Here is an 18,323-nt window from a genome sequence, read left to right on the forward strand (position 1 = left end):
CGCGCACACGTAGTGCAGAGGTCCGCAGCCCACTTTACGGGTGTTGCGGCGGGTAGCGAAAACCGCAAAGACGAGTGTTGACTATCGAGGCCCGTGAATCTAGGGGGCTGTGGAAGGCGCATCCCATTTACATTGCTGCCGGCGAGGGCCAGAATAAATCGCACAACAGCCCCACTGGCTCAGCAGCGAGCTGACTTCCATGCTGCTTCAAACAGGGGGTTGCTCTGATGGCCGGTATCTATGATTCCAAGCTCTCCGCACGGGTGGATTTCCCGGCGAGGGCACGGGCTGTTGCTTCCATTCCATCGCTGCTCAGGGTCCAGGGATTCCTGCGCACGCATGCCGGCCGCCAGGACAAGCCGGGAATCTGCGACTTCACCCTCGGGAACCCCCATCAAATGCCGCAGGAGGCATATGTTGCGGCGTTGCGGGACCAGCTCGAACCCAGGAACGAAGGCTGGTTCGCTTACAAGACCAACGGCGTCGAGGCGCAGAATGCCGCTGCGGTATCACTGCAACGCCTGCTGGAGATGCCGTTCGAACCCGAGGACATCCACCTCACCACGGGCGGTTTCACGGCCATCGCGATGGCGTTGAAGGCGGTGGCCGATCCGGGCGACGAGGTGATCTACAGCCTGCCGCCCTGGTTCCTTTACGAACCGATCATCGTTGAAGCCGGGCTAGTACCGGTCAAGGTGCGCATCAACCCCGAGACGTTCGACCTGGACCTCATGGCCATTGCCTCGGCCGTCACGCCCCGGACCCGGGTGGTGATCGTCAACAGCCCCAACAACCCCACGGGCCGGATCTACCCGGAGACGCTGCTGGTGAAGCTGGCCGCCATGCTGGAGCTCGCCTCGGAAAGGAACGGACGCCGGATCTACTTGTTGTCCGATGAGGCATATAACCGGATTGTGTACGACGGTGCACGCTTCCACAGCCCGGCCGAGTACTACCCGTACACACTTCTCGCTTACTCCTACGGGAAAACGCACCTGGCGCCGGGCCAGCGCATTGGGTATCTGGCGTTGCCGCCCACCATGCCGGACCGCGACGCCATGCGGGACATCCTGGGCGGGCTGCAGGTTGCCATGGGCTGGATCTACCCCAACGCCCTGCTCCAGTACGCGTTGCCCGCGCTGGAAACGTTCACCATCGACGTGGGGCAGCTTCAGCGGAAGAGGGACCGCCTCTTCGAGGAGCTCACCGGGATGGGCTACCAGCTGCACCGGCCGGAGGGCTCGTTCTACCTCTTCGTCCGCTCGCCAGTGGACGACGACGAAGCGTTCACCGAGTCCCTGGTTACCCATGACGTCTTTGTGTTACCGGGCGTCCTGTTCGAGACACCCGGGTTCTTCCGGATGTCGCTGACTGCCAACGAGGACATGGTGGAACGCAGCCTGCCCGCGTTCGCTGAGGCGATCCGGCTGGCGGGTATCGGGTAGGACGGGGCCGGCGCGCCGGACGCGGGAACCGCCACGTCCCGGACAAAGGATGGCCCGGGCGCCGCACTGCGCCCGGGCCACCGGTCAGGATGTGCTTACGAAAGCGCGTCGCATACATCCACGGATTGGCCCGCAGTGGCGTCCACTGACTCCACTACGAACGTGTCAAGGGATTCCAACGTCAGAGCCAACCTTCCCGTGTATTGCGTGATTCCAGCGCCCGGGTCGTCTCCGGAGTAGTAGACGAATCCGGTGTGACCCGTGTAGGTGGCAATAGCGCTTCCGTCGGGCTGAACATCATACTTGGCCACTGAGCCGGCCGTCTTCACCGTGTAGGTTTCCTGGGTCAACACATTTGTGTACGTGAGGACGACGCCCTTACCGGCGAGAAAGATTCTCCCATCTTTGAGAGTCACCTGTGTGATCTTGCCTCCCCTGCCGGTGAGGGAAACGTCGAAGCTGCAGCCTTCCCCTTTCGACGCAGTGAAGTAGTAATCGAATGATTGAGCCGAAGGCGGACGCTCGACGACGGCGCTTGCCGCCGGCGCCGCGAGAAGAACCGAGGCGGTCGCCGCGAGTGGTGCGAGCCAACGGGTTGATTTACCGAACATGGAAGTCTCCAAATCTTTGCAGGGGAACGCATCACCCAGTGGGCGGAGACCATACGTTGCAAATAGGTACGGGCGAACCCTGACGGCGGCTCGGAGGCCGCTCTGCCTCGGTCCGGTGTTGAACGCACCGGCGCGTGGATTGACCTTACTCAGCAAGCTGATGACCTGCCTGAGTAGTCACTACTTGTTAATCGGCCGGGGCCCCCTCATGAACGATGCCCAGCTACGCATTGCGCTTCTGTCCCGTCAAAACGCCGTCACATGTGTTGACTCGCCGCAGGTCGCGGAGGAATATCGCAGTTGTCCGCACCGGCGCTGTAAGGGCTCTCCGCCGCCGTGCAGCGTGGGTGGCCCCAGCCGGAAGAAGGATCCCCCATGTCCATATTCGCCACCACTCCCGAAAGCCAGGCGTTCGGCCTGAAGGCGAAGATTTACGACGACGAACTGCGCTCCCGCGGTTATGTCGCCAAATTCACCAAGGACCTGTCGGTGAACCCGGAGGCGTACGTGGCGTTTGAAGCGCTCATCAGCGCCATCACCCAGAACATGGATCTGCGCCGCTACGAACTGGTCACCCTGGCCGCCGCGCAGGCGCTCGGATCCGCGCACTGCCGACTTGCCCATGGAGTGAAAGCCCTGCGGGCGATTGACGAGGAGGAGCTGGTCCAGATCGCCCGGGACTACCACAATGCGGGATTGTCACCGGCGGAGGTGGCCATGATGGAGTACGCCGAGAGGCTCAGTACCGACGCCGTGACCATGACGGACGCGGACACGCTCGACCTGCGGGACCACGGCTTCACCGACCGTGAAATCCTGGACATCACGCTCGCGGCCGGTGCACGGAACTACATGAGCCGCGTGCTGCAGGCCATCGCGTCCGAAGTGGACGTCCCCACCAAGCTCTCCCCTCAACTCCGGAGCGCACTTCTGGCGCCCCTGGCACAGTACGGAGCAGAAGCGAAGCCGCGCCACCGCGGCGCCTGACCCCAGCCCAAACCCTCTCTCACTTCCGACAACAAAAGCCCAAACCCTCTCTCACTTCTTCAAGAAGAGTGATAGAGGGTTTCAAAAGAACCTGCAGGTAGTGAGAGAGGGTCCAGCAGACGGCGAGCGCGCGCTCCTAAGCCAAAGCGGCGGCGAGCGCCTTGAAAATCCACTCCCGGTAGGCTTCGGGGGTCCATCCGGCGTCGTTCACCAGGGTGCGGTAGGCCTGCGGATGGCCGAGGGACCAGATGGCTGCGGCGGCGTCTTCGTCGGACATGCCCGAGGTCAGGCCGCCGCGCTCCCTGACCGCCGCGGCCGCTTCGTGATACCGCGTCAGCCGCTGCAGGGCGCGGGCCTTTTCCAGTTTCGCCACATCGGCATCCACGGCGGCCGCCTGCGCGATCACGCCCAACACTGTGCCGGTCCGCTGGTGCACCTCGGCGAACCAGTCCGCCAGCATGGCCAGCAGCGCTTCAAGATTGGGAGCCTGGCGGGTGCGTTCGCGCATGAATTCCAGCACCTGCGCCGGCGCGTTCGGCCCTGAGGCGGCGTCATCCAGCACTGCCGAGAGCAGCGCCGCCTTGTTTCCTACGGAGTTGTAGACGGTCTGCACGGCCACGCCGCTCTCGGCTGCAACGCCTTCGATGGTGGTACGCACGTAGCCGTTGGTAGCGAAGAGCCTGCTGGCAGTCGCCACGATGTGCAGCCGGGTGTCCGCCGCCTGGGCCGTCCTCCGCGTGATTCTGGGAGCTGTTGTTTTTGGTGCTGGCGCCATGAACTTAGACTATCCCTCCACTCACTGGAATGATATTCTAACGACATCGAAACACCGCAGTTGTTGGTCAAAGGAGCCAGTCATGGACCAGGACATGCAGCAGTTTGATGTGGTGGTGCTCGGCGCCGGGCAGGCTGGCCTTGCCGCCGGATATCACCTTTCCAAGGCGGGGATGCGGTTCGTCATCCTGGAGCAAACACCCCGGATCGGGGACGTCTGGCGGGCCAGGTGGGATTCCCTCCGCCTCTTCACTCCGGCCCAGCACGACGCCCTCCCCGGCGTTGCCTTCCCGGCGGCCCGGAACACGTGCCCCTCCAAGGACGAGTTCGCGGATTACCTTGAGTCCTACGCCCAAAAGTTCAGCCTTCCCGTCCGCACCGGCGTGCAGGTGGCCAGCGTGGGCGCAACCGAAAGCGGCTTTGCCGTGACCACCAGCGGTGGCGTGCTTCACGCGCGCAACGTGATTGCCGCCGTCGGCGCCAACGCTCTCCCCCGGATCCCGGCCGCGGCCGCGGGCCTGGATGCCGGGATCCTGCAACTCCATAGTTCGCAGTACAGGCGTCCGTCGGACATCCCGGACGGAGACGTGCTGGTGGTGGGCGCCGGGACCTCTGGTGCCGAAATTGCGCTGGAGCTCGCCGCTACCCACCGCACATTTATCGCTGGCCGCCCCACTCCCCACGTTCCCGATCCCGTGTTGCGCTGGGCAGACCCGCTCTACTGGCGGTTCATCCATTTCGTCCTGACAACGGACAACCCGCTCGGGCGGAAGGTGTCCGCCAACTTCCACCAGCGCGGGGCGCCGCTGATCCGAATCTCCGTCAAGGACCTGGACCGGGCGGGTGTGGTCCGGCTGCCGCGGTTTAGTGCCGCTGCGGGCGGACAGCCCGCGTTCGACGACGGCACGTCCCGGAACGTACGCACCGTCATCTGGGCGACGGGCTACAAACCAGCACTGGACTGGATCGAGGGGCTGCCCGTGACGGACTGGGGTTGGCCGAAAACCCGCCGCGGGGTCGTGCCGGAGCTGCCCGGGCTGTACTTTGTGGGCATGCCGTTCCAGTACTCGCTCACGTCGGGGCTGATCGGCGGGGTCGGCCGGGACGCGGCCTACGTCGTGGACGGCATCCTGGAGCGCAGCAAGAGCGGAGTCCCCGCACCAACGAAGTAGTGCCCGCCCCAACCGGTAGTGAGAGAGCGTCCCAGAAAAACCCGCCGGAAGTGAGAGAGCGTCCCTACAGGCTGCTGTTTAGTTGGGCGGGCCCGGGAGGGGGTGGTGCGCGGCTGGGTCGAACGCGTCGAACCTGGACGAGCCCATCATGAAGATCCCGCGCTGGGGAATCCAGAAGTCGCCCAGCCGGGTCTGCACCGGAAGTGCCCGCAGGGAGCCCAGGTTCTCGCCCTGCAATGTGGCGGTGCTGCCGGAGATGAACCACATCCGTTTCGGGTTGGCCCGGAAACCCTGGCCGTTCGGGACCCGGCCAACCAGCCCGATCCTGCCGGCCTGCAGCGCCGGCCCGGCCACGGCTCCCATGACCCGTAAGAAGGCCGGGCTCCCCCACAGTTTTGCCGGCAGCGCGGAGGCGAGCGCGGACATCGCACGGGTGACCGGTGTGGCGGCGAGGGTGACCTCCCAGTGGAGGCCGACGTCGTCCGCTATGTCCACCGTGAAGCGGTGGTCGTCGGCCCACGCGACGTCGATCCGGTGGACCGACGTGGACTCCAGGGCGCTGCCGAAGTAGCGGGGGCAGGACACCTCCGCGGGCACGTCCGTGTACATAATCCAGGAGCCCGAGGGGCGGCGCATCCATACGGCGGTGTAGCCGGGCCCCACTGAGGTGGTGGGAAACCGGCGCAGCGCGAGGAGGTAGCCGGAGCTGAACGGCTGGCCCATGATGCCGTAGCCGGTGAACCGTTCGTCCGCTCCTTCGGGGAGCCGGGAGTCGCGTTCCGCGGCGGCGATGACTGACCTGATGGATTCCATGGCGCGCTCCTAGGCCTGCCTGCGGTAGGTGGCTTCGACCACCTGGTACGGATCGTGGCCCGGCACCACGTTGTGCATGGTGATGCGCCCGCCGTTGCCGTCGCCGGGTTCGATGTGGATCTGCCAGCCCCAGTCGGGTCCCTCCGGAGCCGGATAGGAGCCGGTCAGCCGGACTACGCCGTCGTCGCCGATGGTCCCGGACAGGGTGAGCCACTCCGGCCCGGAGTGGAACGAATCCACCCACACCGCCGTGGCGTTTGTTCCGGAAGAAGCGCCCGACGGCGGTGCGTCGCCCGCCGCCCTCGCCCCACCTTCCGCGTCACCACGAGTGGCCGGCCCCGAGCCCAGGAGCAGCAGGCCGTTCTGCGGCTGGCCCTCGTGCGCCCATGTGTAGTCGATGGTCACGAAGTCCTTTGCCGTTACTGCCACCGTCGCGGCGGACACTGATTCCTGGTATTCGTCCGTGGGCATGATCCGCATCCGGTTGTGGCCCTGCCAGGTGCCCGTGAACGGTGCCAAACATTCGACAATTTTCATACCGGAAGTCTGGCCCTGATCCGCCCGCGCCGCCAGTGGGGCGCCAGCGGCTCGGCCCGCCGATACCGCGCGGCTAGTAGTTCCGGCGGTGTTTGAGCCGCGGAATCGTGATGGCGAAGACGACGGCGGCGGCGAACCCCAGCACGCCGGTGGCCCACACGCCGGCCCCCAGTGAGACGGCGGCGGTGACGCCGGAGAGGAGCACCGGGCCGCCCGTGGCGCCGGCGTCGGCAATGAACCGCCAGAGTCCCAGGAACTGGCCGCGGCCGCGGTCCGGGGAGAAGTCCGCGCCGAGGGTCATGATCAGGCCGGAGCTGATGCCGTTGCCGAACCCGATCAGCAGCGCCGCCAGCAGCAGGCCCACGAAGGTGCCCGTGATCGGGATGAGCATCAGGGCGGTGCCCATGATTACCGTGGACGGGATGGCCACCCATTGCCGGCCCTTGCGGTCCATGAGCTTGCCGGCCGGGTAGAACACCAGCATGTCGATTGCCCCGGAGAGCCCGTAGATCAGCGAGGCGTGCGTGGCGTCCATGCCCAGGTTGTCCGCCCACAGCGGGATGACCACCTGGCGGGAGGCGCGCAGGGCGCTGAGCAGCAGGATCCCGGCGCCCACGGTAAGGAACACGCCGGCGTGGGACACGGCAATGCCCCGCATGGTGGGCTCCGGTCCGCGGTTCCCGTCGGCGGATCCCGGCGCGGGCGGCAGGTCCGGGATAGTGACGGACAGGATGGCGGCCGCTGCCATGGCCGCAACGCCCACCCAGTACGCGCCGCTGATCCCGGCAAACTGCATGACGCCGGCGCCCACGAACGGGCCGATGAAGATGCCGATCCTGCTCACGCCGCCCAGCGTGGACAGGGCGCGGGCGCGGAAGGCCACGGGCACCGCCTCGGTCAGGTATTTCTGCCGGGCCAGGCTGAAGACGCTGGCGGCCATCCCGACGACGACCATCGCCGCCGCGAGCAGCCACAGTCCGTCGGGAATCACCGAGGACAGCGCTGCCGCCGCCAGCGCCAGGGCACCGGCCGCGGCGGCCCCGACGATGGACCAGCGTTCGCCGAATTTGAGGGTGATCAGGGAGGCCGGCAGGTTGAAGAACCATGAGCCCAGGCCGATCAGAGTGACGATCAGCGCGGCCACCGCCACGGAGGCGCCAAGGTCGCGCGCGGAAAGCGCCACTACCGGAAGCACCGCCCCTTCGCCGATGCAGAACAGCAGCGCCGGTCCGAACGCGGGGACGGCAATGCTGCGGAGGCTGAAGGGTTTGGTGGCTTGTGCGGAGGTCATCCCTTTCATCCTATGCAGGCCCGGGCAATACCGGCGGGACGGTTCACCCGGTTCAACGGTCCGGGTCAGGGCGGGAACTTCCAGCAGCCCCTCACGCATCGCCCCGCCACGGGGCTAGGATCAGGTATCGCCGAAAAGCTTTCGTAACCCGGTTAGGGACAAGCCATGACATCGAAGTCCGCCAGCACTCGCGAACCTGTTGAACAGCCCCGGGCGGCCGGCGCCGGACTGGCTGGCCAGCTCGGCGATCTTGCCCGGGACCTGCAGCAGGAACAGGACACCGAAGTCATCCTGAGGATCATTGTCCACGCCGCCCTGGAACTGATCCCGCACGTCTCGGAGGCCTCCATCAGCCTGGTGACCGGCCGCCGCACGATCGAGTCCCGGGCTGCCTCGGGTGAACTTCCCGTCAAAATAGACGCGCTGCAAAGTGAGATGGGTCAGGGCCCCTGCCTGGAAGCAGCCTATGACGAACGCGTGGTGCGGGTTCCCGACCTGGCCAACGACAAACGATGGCCCGGCTTCGCGCAGGCGGCCTACAACCTAGGCGCCCGCAGCATGCTCTCCATCCAGCTCTTCGTGGAGGGGGACAAACTGGGTGCCTTGAACCTTTATGGCCAAGACGTGAACGTCTTCGACGACGAATCTGAACAGATCGCACTCCTGGTAGCTGCCCACGCCGCCATCGCCTTCTCCGACGCCAAGGAAATCGCGCAGCTGACCCAGGCCCTGGACACCCGGGACCTGATCGGCCAGGCCAAGGGAATTCTGATGGAGAGGTTCAAGATCACGCCCCAGCAGGCCTTCCTGGTGCTGACCAAGGCGAGCTCGGAATCGAACATGAAGCTCAGGGACGTGGCCGAACATCTGGCCAGCAGCGGGGAGATTGTCACCCGCCGGAAGTGATCGGAGGCCCTGCAGGAACGCAGTCCCGGCGCAGGGACAGCCCCGGGGAGGGTTATGCTGGTTACGGACCCTTTCCCGGTCCCGGCCCAGCAGGGGGCACTTCCCAGGACGTCACATGTCCTGATGCAGAGAGCCCGTACGCATGCCCCAGGAACTCCCCCTTAATGAAATATCGCTCACTTTTGCCCGCATCAAGGGCCTGCTCCTGACCCAGGAGAAGGTGGACCGCGCAGTGCACCTGCTCGCCGAGGGTGTCCGCGACGCATTCCCGGGATGCTCCGGCGTCGGCGTGTCACTGGTGGACGAAGACGGCGGCCTGTCCAGCGCGGGGTCCACGGACACCGTGGTGGTCAACGCGGACGCGGCGCAGTATGAACTCGGCCAGGGACCCTGCCTTCGGGCCTGGGAGTCCCAGCGCACCGTCCTGGCGAATGACGCCGGAGCCGATGACCGCTGGCCACTCTGGTCCCGGGCCGCCAGGGATCTCTCCATAAAGTCCGTGGTCAGCTCTCCCCTTGTTGTTGCCAGCAGGTGCCTGGGGGCGTTGAAGGTCTACTCATCGCTACCCGGGGCTTTCGATAATGCCGCGGCCCTGTCGCTGGAAAAATTCGCGGTTCCCGCAGCCACGCTGTTGGACCACATTCAAGGTCCCGACACTCCGCGCCGCTTCACGGAAGTGGTTACCGCGGCCCTGCACAGCCGGGACACCACCCACCGTGCGCAGGGGATCCTGATGCAGCGGCACGGATTCACCCCGGAGCGCGCCCTTGAGGAACTGATGCACCTGTCCAGGTCCAGCAAGCAGTCACTTGCCAGCGTCAGCGCAGAAATCCTGAAGATCTCCGCACGTCAGGGGCCGGCAGGCCCGTACTGGCGGTAGCCCGCGGCGCCTAGACGTACCCGTCCACAATCGCGGCAGCGATCTCTTTGTAGGCGCGCCGGGTCTCCGGCTTGAGCACATCCAGGGTGACCAGGTCGCCGTCGGCCACTCCACGGTCGTGGGGAACGGCGATCAGTTGCCGGCAGATGCCGGAGAGGTGGTCCTCAATAGCGTCCTTGTCCACGCGGGAGGAGACCTCGTCCTTGTCCGTGATCACCACGATGGCGTTGCGGGCCAGGTCCTCGTAGCCGTGGCTGGCGAGCCACTGCAGGGTGCTGCGGGCGCGCTTGGCGCCGCTCACCGCGTAGCCGGCGGCGATCACCAGGTTGTCCGCGGACTGCAGGATCCCGCTCATCGCATTGTGCGTGACGCCGGTGCCGCAGTCGGTCAGGGCCACGGAGTAATAGCCGGAGATGAGCTTGCGGATGCGGAGGTATTCCTCGGCCGTGAGCGAGTCGGACACTTCCGGGTCCTGCTCCCCCGCGATCAGGTGCAGGCGGCCGGCGTGGTGCATGTAGCGGGCCAGCGCCGTGAGGGAGTCCACGGAGTCGATGTTCTTGAGCAGGTCCGTGATGGTGCGCGGGCTGGACTGCTGGTAGATGCCTTCGCCGAGTGCACGCTCCACGAGGTCGCCCGAGTCCGGGTTGGCGTCGATGGCGCAGGGGGCGTCGCCGCGGAATTCAGCGAGGGTCAGGCCCACGCCCACGGTGGTGGAGGTCTTGCCGATGCCGCCCTTGAGGCTGAGCACGGCGGTGTTGTAGCTGCCCTGCAACTGGCGGGAGATGCGCCGGCCCAGTTCGTCCTCTTCGCGCTGCCGGGGGCCGGGGCCCAGGTTGATGGCTCCGCCGGTCATGGCGTAGAGGGCGCCGCGGAACCCGCCGCGCGGGCGCGGCTTCTGTTCACGGACAAACGAACCCGGCGCGGTGATGAAGTCGGAGATGGGCGCGTCCGCTGCTGCCAGTTTGGCGGCCTGGCGGGAAACGTTCGACGGCGGCGCGCTGGGTTCCGCGGGGACGGCGCCCCTGCGGGACGTGGCCGGCTTTGCCGCCGGCTGCACGGCTGGCCGGTCGGCCGGCTGCGCGGGAACCGAGGCAGGAACAGCGGCCGGCACCGGGGCGGGGGCCGCCGCCGGAGCCTCGGGAGTTGCTCCGGCTTGTGCCTGGGCGTCGGCGACGGCTGCCGCTTCGGCCCAGGAACTCCGCCGGGTGGGTGCGGTGCGGCTGTTGTTCGGGGTGGCAGCGGCGGGCATGGTTCCTGTCCGGGCGTCCGGAGACGCACCGGCCGGGCGACGGAGGTCGCGGCGGCGGCGCGGCTGGGGCTGCCCTGCATTGTGTGCAGTGGCGCGTGCGTTCTTATCGGCCGATTCGGGCATGTTCGTCCCCCCAGGACATTCGGCAAAGCGTGCAACGGCTCTTTACGGCTTCGGTCAAAGAGCAATTCTAGGCGCAATAGGCCAAAAGTCCCCCACATACCCCCGGAGAGAAAGCGCACACAGTTGCTCCGGCGGGGCGTGCGCTTTAGATTGAGGAATGGCCAACTCTCCCGAGCACGAACGCGTCCTGGAACTTCAGGACATTATTGTGGGCACCCAGAATGTTGCCGAGTTCCTGGAGCGGCTGTCCGTCATGGCGGCTGGTGCCCTGAGCCGCGACACCTCCGGCACCATCGAATGCGGCGTCACGCTGAAGCGGCGGCGCAGGACCTTCACCGTTGCCGGGAGCAGTCCGAAGGCGGTCCTCCTGGACGAGATCGAACAGCGCATCGGGGACGGTCCGTGCATCGAGGCGCTCAGGGTCAAGCAGCCGGTGCTGCTGGCCGATGTGGACAAGGATCCGCGCTGGCCGGAATACCGCAAAGCGCTGGCGGACGAGGGCTGCCGGGCCACCCTGGGCGTGCCGCTTGAGCTCGGCGAGGATGCGGCCGCGGCGCTGAACTTCTTCGCTTTCGAATCGGGCGTCTTCACTCCTGCCGTCATCCGGGAGGCCGTGGAGTTCGCGGATCTCGCCGGCGGTGCCGTGCGGCTGTCGGTGAAGCTGGGCACGGCGCAGTCGCTGGCGGACGACCTTGCCGCCGCGATGGAGAGCCGCACGTCCATCGACCTGGCGTGCGGAGTCATCATGGGCCAGAACCGCTGCACCCAGGCCGAGGCCATGGCCATCCTCACCAAGGTGTCCAGCAACCGCAACCAGAAACTCCGCACCGTGGCCGAGGAGATGCTGGCCAACCTCGCCGGCGGCGACGTCCGGACCCACTTCGACGCCTAAGGCTTACCGGGCATAACGCACGATGCCGGTCGGCCGGCCGCCAGCCGTCGGATCCCGCCGAGGCAGGGCCCCGGGGAGGAGCCCCGCCCGGCGGACAAGTAGGGCTCGCGAGTGGCGCTGCCACCAAAACAGGTAATGGCTACTGCCGTCTCAGCCGAGGGCAATCCATAAGCTTCAACCCATGAGCATCCAACACTCTCACAGGTCCGGGCACCCAGTGGCGATTGGGTTTGTCATCGCAAGCTTGGCTTTTGCCGCCGGAGCGGCCGCAACATCATTTCTCCATGCTTTCGCCGATTCAATCGACTGGCCGGATTACTGACCAAAATCAGCCGGCCGGTGCTGCCTTGCCTGACAGCCTCTCGGCGAGCCCGGAGAGCAGGATGCTGATGCCCTCGTCCAGTTCCGCCTCGCCGTCGTAGTCCGCCAGCACGGGCGCGAGCTCACGGAGGTGGGGGAAGTCCCGGGCAGGGAGACGGTGCAGGCCCAGCCGAAGCAGTGCAACGTTTTCATCGGCGTCCACGATGAACTCCTGAAGTTCGTTCAGGATGTGGCCGTAGAGGAAGCCGTAATACGCGCGGTAAACGTGGAGGGCGTTGTTCGGCTCAAAGCCCGCCTCGATCAACAGACCCAGGATCTGTTCCAGCGGCCGCAACGTCCCCAACGGCCGGAGACCCAGCGGGGTGGACAGCGGGCGCGTCACCAGCAGCGGCACAACGTTCGGGTGCCGGAGCGCCAGGAGCCGGAGGTCATGGGCGATCCGGCGCAGTTGGGCCTGCCAGTCAGGGTCCGTCGGGAAGATCGCCAGCTCGTTGAGGACAAGTTCGGTGATCCCGTCCAGGAGGTCGGCGCGGTTGGTCGCGTAGCGGTAGAGGCCCATGGGGTCCCGGTCCAGGGCCTGGCCCAGCCGGCGCATGCTCAAGGCTTCGAGCCCCTCGGAGTCCACCAGTTCGAGGGCAGTTTGAAGCACTAACTCACGGGTCAGCCGTCTTCTGGAATCTGTTTCCTGCGGGGCTGACATGACGGGGTTTCCTAACGTCGGAGATGGTTGGCAGATACAAGCATGTGGCTGTCCACTCTTGCTTAACACGTAGTCTACGCCTAGAGTCTACGGTGTAGAGCATTCGGCGGAGACTATTTATTAGCCCTACGGATGCGGCTCGTCACTGCTGCTAACCCAGGGCGTGGAACGCCTCAGGCCTTGTGCAGGGATCTGAGGTTCAGCTGCTGTAGCCGAATGGCGGCACTTGACGCACACAGTACGGAAAAGAGCCAACCATGGGCGTTTCAAAAATTGACCGTTTCCTCAGCGAAGCCACCGCTCCGGATCAGGACGGCGATACATCACTCAGGAAAGACCAGCTCTACGGGCTGTACACCAGCTGGTGCATACTCAATCAGTTCATCCCGGCCGCCGCCGGGGAATTCTGGTCGGAAATGAAGACCCGCAGGATCAGGTCAACGGACAGCCGCCTCCGTATGACGGGGGCCGCCGCCGCGGACTACATCCTGGCCACCCGCCCGGCCCTGGTCTAAAGGGTCCTGGCCTAAAGGCCGCAGGGAAGGCCGGGCGTCGGGAGAACGAAACGCACCTTCCAGCGGGGTACTGCCAGGAAAAAGCACGACGACGATAGGCCGGTTCGCGGTCAGCCTTGGGGGCTGACCCGGGAACCGGCCTTTTTCGCGCCCCGGCAGAGGTGCGGCTTCGCCCGGATTGCCCCCGCTCCCCGGGTTCCGCAGAGGCCAAAGCCCCCCTACCGCGGCAGCGCCTTCATCCCCTTCTTCGAGAGCGACGATTGCTGGCCGCAGTTGGAGCATGTGATGCGGTACGCCCGGGACATGGTGAAGACCGGAATGAAGAAGAGCGTGAATTTGGATGCCCGTTCCTCGAGATACTGCTCCACGTACTGGCCGCAGTAACGGCACGCTGAGTGCCTTCCGGGCAATGCCCGCAGGACGGTCTTGAGGCCGAAGAGTAGAAGCATCTCTGCCTTTCTGGGTTTCTCGACCCAAGGGTGGCGAAACACCCGGTTCATCAGGGTGCTTACGATCTAATAGTAATCATGCTTAGTATTGGGTAGAGGTTTAACTAGCAGAACCGTTACCGTGCCCCCAGCCGCGGTCTCCCGGAAGGCAGGCAACACGCTTATGGCTTTGGCCCAGCAGAACAGACCGGCAGGATGGTCCACCCACCGCTTATTGTCGACGGCGGCGCGGCTGGACGAGCGCAGAATCAACCGGCGGCTTGTTGGCCTGGGCCTCACGAAATCGTCCTTCGACGCCCTTGATTGCGTGGAGGAGCTTGGCCCCGCCACCCAGAACCGCCTCGCCGACGAGCTCGGAATCACCGCCCAAAGCCTGGGCAAGATCCTGGACCGGTTGAAGGACATGGGCCTCCTCAACAAAGAACGCGGCGCGGGTGACGCCAGGTGCCGCAGCGTCCGGCTGACGCCCCGGGGACGGTCCGTGCTGCGGACTGCCGAAGAGCTGGTGCGCGGACTCCCCCGTCCCGAGCGCGACGTAGAGGTGGACCTGCGCCGGCACCTGGAACAGCACATCGCACACCTTTCGGAGTCGCAGCAGGCCCGGGCCCTGGCCGACGAAGCTCGCGAAGAGGCCTAGCTCCATTTGCCTGTTACAGCAGTTACCAAAGTGACAGGAATAAGCTTTAGTGAATCTTGATCATTTCTTTGAACCGACTTGATGGTGCTCCCGGAGACTCGATTTATCGGGAGCCGGACAGGCCTCGAAGGTCTGCGGATAAGCCGCACAAGTTCAAGGGGAACTGCAATGAGCAAAGTAGCTGGACGCAAGAAGCGCATCATCATCACCACCGCTGCCATGGTGGCAATCGGCGGCGGCGCGGCCTTCGCGTACTGGTCCGCAGTTGGTGTCGGCACCGGCGAGGCGTCCACCGGCAAGACGGTGGCATTCAAGGTTGTCAGCACCCCCGCCGCCGGCGACGCCCTGAGCCCGGGCGGCCCCACGCAGACCGCTGCCTTCACAGTCAAGAATGAGAACACCGGTTCGCAGAACCTGGCCGATGTTACCGCCAAGGTGGCCCTGGAAGACGGCTCGGCCTGGACTGCCGGCAGCTGCTCAGCAGGCGACTTCGAGGTTGGCACGCCCACCATCGCCAAGGGCCAGATCGCCGCAGGCGCCACGGTTCCGGGCACCGTCACCATCAAGATGGTCAACAAGGCCACCAACCAGGACGATTGCCAGGGCGTCACGGTGCCGCTGTACTTCGAAGCAAAGTGAAGGGGTAGCGCGCTGACGCTCCTCCTCAATTCCGTCAGGTTCATTCCCCAATGGTGAACGTGGCACCCCCACCACCCCCAGAGCCAATGTCGAGAAGGTGCGTATGTCCGGCAGGCACAACACCAGCTCCCCCGGAAGCCCCCGCGGCTTCCGGCGGGGGCTGGTGTCGTTTCAGCACCTGATCCGTCGCGGCATTGCGGTCTGCGTCGCACTGGTCCTTGCCATGCTTCTGGGCGCTCCGGCGGCGTCCGCTTCCTGGTCGGCAACCGGAAAGGGAAGCACGACGGCGGCAGTCGCCACCCTGGCGCCGCCCACCAATGTGACGGTCCCTTCGAGCAGCAACTCGAACGTGTCCGTGTCCTGGACCGGGTCGGCCGGGACGCCGGCGGCGACGGGTTACTACGTCAGCCGCATCACCGGCTCCACCTCCGTTTTGGCCTGCGGCAGCAGCCCGGCTGCGCCGATTACGGGCACCACCTGCACGGACTCCTCCGTTCCGGAAGGTACGCACAAGTACGTGGTCACGGCAGTGCACCGCTCCTGGACAGCCAATAGCGCGGCCAGCGGCAACGTCACTGTGTCCAGCATCAATGATCTTCGCTTCGGCGTTCAGCCGGCGGCATCCGTAATGGCAGGCAGCGCGCTGCCGGCATTCACTGTGGAACTACGGACCGCCTTCGGATGGCCCCTCTGGAAATCCGACGTCCCGGTGACGATCGGCCTGGCGAGCAATCCCGGCGGCGGCACTCTCGCGGGAACATTGACCGTTTACACCAATGGCTGGGGCGAGGCCACGTTCAGCGGCCCGTCCATGACAAAGGCCGGTGTGTACACCCTGATTGCGTCCAGCCCGGGATACGCGGGCGTGGTGAGCTCAGCATTCACCGTCACGGCGGCGGCTCCCACCCGGCTTGTGGCCACGGGTCCGGCCTCGGGTGCCGCTTCCGCCACCGCCACCACCGGGCCCTTCACCGTCCAGCGCCTGGACGCTTACGGGAATCCCGTGACCGCCGGCAGTACAGAAGTCACCCTGGCCTCCAACTCCACCGGCACCAAGGTGTTCGCCGCAACGTCCGGCGGCGCAACCGTCACGAAGGTGACCATTCCGGCAGGGGCCGCATCGGCGTCGTTCTTCTATGGCGACACCAAAGCCGGAGCGCGCAGCGTCACTGTGGCCGCAACGGGCCTGACTCCGGCCACGGCGCAGGTCACGGTGACGGCCGCAGCGGCATTCAAGCTGGCCTTCGGGTCCGCAACAATCGCGCCGGTCAAGAACACCGTCATCGATCCGCCGGTCACCGTCAGTGTCCTGGACACCTTCGGCAATCTGTCGGCCAGCACGGCGACGGTCACGGTGTCGTCCCAGTGCAACCTGAAGGGCACCTTGAGCGTCACCGCCGCCGCCGGCGTGGCCACGTTCTCGAACCTGACATTCAACGGCAACGGGTTCGGCTGCACATTGGTCGCCACCGGAACCTCGCTCCAGCAAGCGACGAGCAATACCTTCACCTACGGGTGATCCCGGTCCGTGCCGATTGACACGGGTGATCGCGGAGGATGCGTATGGGGCTGGTGATACGAGTGTTTCCGGATGGAAAAACGGGTAGCCAATACTCGTGCTGGATACTACCTGCAATTTCTAGGCTGGTTCCATCGCAACGGTTCGGAAACGGCCGCTAACAGGCCCAGGTGGTCCGTCTTCCGGCTGCGATACACGAAGGGTCCGCCCCTAGGTCGTGCAGGAGCTGAGCACCCTGCACGTGCGGAGGCGGGCCCTTTGTCTTGTGGTCCGGCCGGATGCCGCTGAAGCGGAATTAGACCCGGAATAGCGCCGCTGCCACCACGCCCGCGGTGAGCACCAGGAGCACGCCGAGCAGCAGGTAGCCGCGCCATTTGGGGCCGGAGCGGTGGGGATTGATGTCTACGTAGGGCATTACCGGCGGACCTCAACGGGAACGGGCTTCGCTGCGGCGCCGCGCTTGAAGCGGAGCATCAGGTATAAAGCGGAAAACGGAATGAACAGGGTTCCCATCAATGCGCACAGCGCAAAGACATAATCGGTCAGGGCCACGGAATTACCTCCAGGATGCGTCGTTGCACTCGAGGCTGGCACGCTACGTGGAAAGCTCTCCGCGTTAACGGCCTGCAACGAACGGTGGGATCCCCCATGTCGGATCGATCATCACCCTACGTGGGCCGCGCCGGATTTGTCCAACGCAGTATAGGCACCCAACAAATCCTGTCAATCGCATGCCGGATTTAGATGCCTGTTATAGGGACCACCCTTTGGCGTCCCGCATGGGCGGCGGGAAAGTGGTCCGGGTTTCCGGGGGCATGTTCTGCTGGTCCAGCCAGGATCGGACGGGGTACGGATCATCAGCGACGATGTTCCTCGCCACAAAGCGGCGGATCGCTTCCTTGATGGCTCTAATCATGCACTTACGCTACGGGCCGGTAACTCTTCTAGACAGAGTGGTCTGTACTCGTCTTTGGCGGCATCCAACACTCGTTTAAGCCTGAGAGTGGTACTTGTTCTTCGACCCGTCCGCCCATTGCTGTTAGGGGCCGTTTTTAGCGGACCAATCACCGCAAAAATCGCCGGTAAATAAACAATTCCGCACACCCTAGCGCCGCTTTCCGCCGGAGGAGCATACTTTTAACGCCGCCCCCAATCGATGGATGATTTCCACCCGGGCGGCTCATTCGCCGGCAGTGCCCGTCGGGCCGGCCGGCATCCTGGCGAAGAGGAGCATCTCGCACCCCTGCTTCGCGTCCCTTACCGAACAAGGAAATCTCGGGTCTCAGAGGGTTGGAAGAAAAAATGAGGAATCGCACCAAAACAGGACTGATGTCCATGGCCGCCGCCGCCGTCCTGGCCGTGGGCATGGCCCCCGGAACCGCCGTCGCGCATGAAGGGTCAGGGCACGGTGGCGGCTCGGACAAGAGTGATGACTGGAAGTCCAGTTCCGAACAGCGCAGGCTGGTGAAGACGCTGCGGAATGTCACTGACGATTACCGCTGGCTGGATAACGCAATCGAGGACGGGTACAAGAAGATCACCGAATGCATCGACAAGCCCGGCGTCGGGGCAATGGGTTTCCACTATGCCAAGGAGTCATTGATCGATGACAAGACGCAGGCCCGCAAGCCTGAGATTCTGGTGTACATGCCCAACGAACGCGGGCGCATGAAGCTGGTGGCGGTGGAGTTCCTGTCCACGGCAGCAGAACGGCCGGAACTCGCCGGCGTTGATTTCGACGACGGGCCGTTCCCGGGCACGTTCGCCCTGCACGCCTGGGTGTGGAAGGACAATCCGGACGGCATGTTCGCCGCGTACAACCCTGCCCACAGCTGCCCGAAGTAACCGAACAACGCGTGAGGG

The 18,323-nt window shown here is 65.3% G+C and carries 21 protein-coding genes; 11 read left to right on the top strand and 10 right to left on the bottom strand.

The window, feature by feature from the left end:
• Positions 1 to 227: 227 nt before the first annotated feature.
• Positions 228 to 1,445, top strand: coding sequence for an aminotransferase class I/II-fold pyridoxal phosphate-dependent enzyme (locus tag JOE41_RS05810; RefSeq protein WP_209751388.1), 1,218 nt, complete (start codon positions 228 to 230; stop codon positions 1,443 to 1,445).
• Between the two features lie 95 nt (positions 1,446 to 1,540).
• On the opposite strand, the gene JOE41_RS05815 is transcribed toward JOE41_RS05810, so the two are convergent.
• Positions 1,541 to 2,056, bottom strand: a complete 516-nt coding sequence (locus tag JOE41_RS05815) for a hypothetical protein (protein WP_209751390.1) — start codon at positions 2,054 to 2,056, stop codon at positions 1,541 to 1,543.
• 375 nt (positions 2,057 to 2,431) lie between these two features.
• On the opposite strand from JOE41_RS05815, the gene JOE41_RS05820 reads away from it, so the two are divergent.
• Positions 2,432 to 3,043 carry a carboxymuconolactone decarboxylase family protein gene (locus JOE41_RS05820; protein WP_011692988.1) on the top strand — a complete coding sequence of 204 codons (612 nt, stop codon included), beginning with the start codon at positions 2,432 to 2,434 and terminating at the stop codon, positions 3,041 to 3,043.
• 136 nt (positions 3,044 to 3,179) lie between these two features.
• Here JOE41_RS05820 and JOE41_RS05825 read toward each other — a convergent pair whose 3' ends face one another.
• The gene (locus tag JOE41_RS05825; protein ID WP_209751392.1) at positions 3,180 to 3,818 is read right to left on the bottom strand and encodes a TetR/AcrR family transcriptional regulator; all 639 of its coding nucleotides are present in this window, start codon (positions 3,816 to 3,818) and stop codon (positions 3,180 to 3,182) included.
• A gap of 82 nt (positions 3,819 to 3,900) precedes the next feature.
• Here JOE41_RS05825 and JOE41_RS05830 point away from each other — a divergent pair, with 82 nt between their 5' ends.
• Positions 3,901 to 4,989 (top strand): NAD(P)/FAD-dependent oxidoreductase, encoded by a 1,089-nt coding sequence (locus tag JOE41_RS05830; RefSeq protein ID WP_245200641.1) that lies wholly within the window; start codon positions 3,901 to 3,903, stop codon positions 4,987 to 4,989.
• Positions 4,990 to 5,067: 78 nt separating this feature from the next.
• On the opposite strand, the gene JOE41_RS05835 is transcribed toward JOE41_RS05830, so the two are convergent.
• From JOE41_RS05835 to JOE41_RS05845, 3 genes are all read right to left on the bottom strand, one after another.
• Positions 5,068 to 5,802, bottom strand: a complete 735-nt coding sequence (locus JOE41_RS05835) for a hypothetical protein (protein ID WP_209751393.1) — start codon at positions 5,800 to 5,802, stop codon at positions 5,068 to 5,070.
• A 9-nt stretch (positions 5,803 to 5,811) separates the two neighbouring features.
• The gene (locus JOE41_RS05840; RefSeq protein WP_209751394.1) at positions 5,812 to 6,339 is read right to left on the bottom strand and encodes a DUF1579 family protein; all 528 of its coding nucleotides are present in this window, start codon (positions 6,337 to 6,339) and stop codon (positions 5,812 to 5,814) included.
• A 73-nt stretch (positions 6,340 to 6,412) separates the two neighbouring features.
• On the bottom strand, positions 6,413 to 7,630 hold the full coding sequence (locus JOE41_RS05845; RefSeq protein WP_011692993.1) for an MFS transporter: 1,218 nt from the start codon (positions 7,628 to 7,630) through the stop codon (positions 6,413 to 6,415).
• Between the two features lie 165 nt (positions 7,631 to 7,795).
• Here JOE41_RS05845 and JOE41_RS05850 point away from each other — a divergent pair, with 165 nt between their 5' ends.
• Together JOE41_RS05850 and JOE41_RS05855 are read left to right on the top strand one after the other, a co-directional pair.
• Entirely contained in the window at positions 7,796 to 8,536 is a 741-nt protein-coding gene (locus tag JOE41_RS05850; RefSeq protein ID WP_209751396.1) for a GAF and ANTAR domain-containing protein, read from the top strand.
• A 142-nt stretch (positions 8,537 to 8,678) separates the two neighbouring features.
• On the top strand, positions 8,679 to 9,416 hold the full coding sequence (locus JOE41_RS05855) for a GAF and ANTAR domain-containing protein (protein ID WP_209751398.1): 738 nt from the start codon (positions 8,679 to 8,681) through the stop codon (positions 9,414 to 9,416).
• Positions 9,417 to 9,426: 10 nt separating this feature from the next.
• Here JOE41_RS05855 and JOE41_RS05860 read toward each other — a convergent pair whose 3' ends face one another.
• Positions 9,427 to 10,788, bottom strand: a complete 1,362-nt coding sequence (locus JOE41_RS05860) for a MinD/ParA family protein (protein WP_209751400.1) — start codon at positions 10,786 to 10,788, stop codon at positions 9,427 to 9,429.
• Positions 10,789 to 10,945: 157 nt separating this feature from the next.
• Here JOE41_RS05860 and JOE41_RS05865 point away from each other — a divergent pair, with 157 nt between their 5' ends.
• On the top strand, positions 10,946 to 11,680 hold the full coding sequence (locus JOE41_RS05865; protein ID WP_209751402.1) for a GAF and ANTAR domain-containing protein: 735 nt from the start codon (positions 10,946 to 10,948) through the stop codon (positions 11,678 to 11,680).
• A gap of 328 nt (positions 11,681 to 12,008) precedes the next feature.
• Here the strand turns inward: JOE41_RS05865 and JOE41_RS05870 are convergent, their stop codons facing one another.
• On the bottom strand, positions 12,009 to 12,701 hold the full coding sequence (locus JOE41_RS05870) for a TetR/AcrR family transcriptional regulator C-terminal domain-containing protein (protein ID WP_209751404.1): 693 nt from the start codon (positions 12,699 to 12,701) through the stop codon (positions 12,009 to 12,011).
• 257 nt (positions 12,702 to 12,958) lie between these two features.
• Between JOE41_RS05870 and JOE41_RS05875 the strand changes: the two genes are divergently transcribed.
• Positions 12,959 to 13,216: a hypothetical protein gene (locus tag JOE41_RS05875; protein WP_209751407.1), complete on the top strand. Its 258-nt coding sequence runs from the start codon at positions 12,959 to 12,961 to the stop codon at positions 13,214 to 13,216.
• A gap of 218 nt (positions 13,217 to 13,434) precedes the next feature.
• Here JOE41_RS05875 and JOE41_RS05880 read toward each other — a convergent pair whose 3' ends face one another.
• On the bottom strand, positions 13,435 to 13,665 hold the full coding sequence (locus tag JOE41_RS05880; RefSeq protein ID WP_209751409.1) for a zinc-ribbon domain-containing protein: 231 nt from the start codon (positions 13,663 to 13,665) through the stop codon (positions 13,435 to 13,437).
• 121 nt (positions 13,666 to 13,786) lie between these two features.
• Between JOE41_RS05880 and JOE41_RS05885 the strand changes: the two genes are divergently transcribed.
• The 3 genes from JOE41_RS05885 (at position 13,787) to JOE41_RS05895 (ending at position 16,460) form a co-directional block, all read left to right on the top strand.
• Positions 13,787 to 14,302 (top strand): MarR family transcriptional regulator, encoded by a 516-nt coding sequence (locus JOE41_RS05885; RefSeq protein ID WP_209751411.1) that lies wholly within the window; start codon positions 13,787 to 13,789, stop codon positions 14,300 to 14,302.
• Positions 14,303 to 14,470: 168 nt separating this feature from the next.
• On the top strand, positions 14,471 to 14,941 hold the full coding sequence (locus JOE41_RS05890; RefSeq protein WP_209751413.1) for a hypothetical protein: 471 nt from the start codon (positions 14,471 to 14,473) through the stop codon (positions 14,939 to 14,941).
• A 103-nt stretch (positions 14,942 to 15,044) separates the two neighbouring features.
• Positions 15,045 to 16,460, top strand: coding sequence for a hypothetical protein (locus tag JOE41_RS05895; protein ID WP_245200642.1), 1,416 nt, complete (start codon positions 15,045 to 15,047; stop codon positions 16,458 to 16,460).
• Between the two features lie 414 nt (positions 16,461 to 16,874).
• On the opposite strand, the gene JOE41_RS05900 is transcribed toward JOE41_RS05895, so the two are convergent.
• Both JOE41_RS05900 and JOE41_RS05905 read right to left on the bottom strand, forming a co-directional pair.
• On the bottom strand, positions 16,875 to 17,012 hold the full coding sequence (locus tag JOE41_RS05900) for a hypothetical protein (RefSeq protein WP_209751415.1): 138 nt from the start codon (positions 17,010 to 17,012) through the stop codon (positions 16,875 to 16,877).
• 199 nt (positions 17,013 to 17,211) lie between these two features.
• On the bottom strand, positions 17,212 to 17,376 hold the full coding sequence (locus JOE41_RS05905; protein WP_209751417.1) for a hypothetical protein: 165 nt from the start codon (positions 17,374 to 17,376) through the stop codon (positions 17,212 to 17,214).
• A 386-nt stretch (positions 17,377 to 17,762) separates the two neighbouring features.
• On the opposite strand from JOE41_RS05905, the gene JOE41_RS05910 reads away from it, so the two are divergent.
• Positions 17,763 to 18,305, top strand: coding sequence for a hypothetical protein (locus JOE41_RS05910; RefSeq protein WP_011693011.1), 543 nt, complete (start codon positions 17,763 to 17,765; stop codon positions 18,303 to 18,305).
• Positions 18,306 to 18,323: the final 18 nt, after the last annotated feature.

Source organism: Arthrobacter sp. PvP103, from assembly GCF_017833075.1.
Taxonomy (GTDB): Bacteria; Actinomycetota; Actinomycetes; order Actinomycetales; family Micrococcaceae; genus Arthrobacter.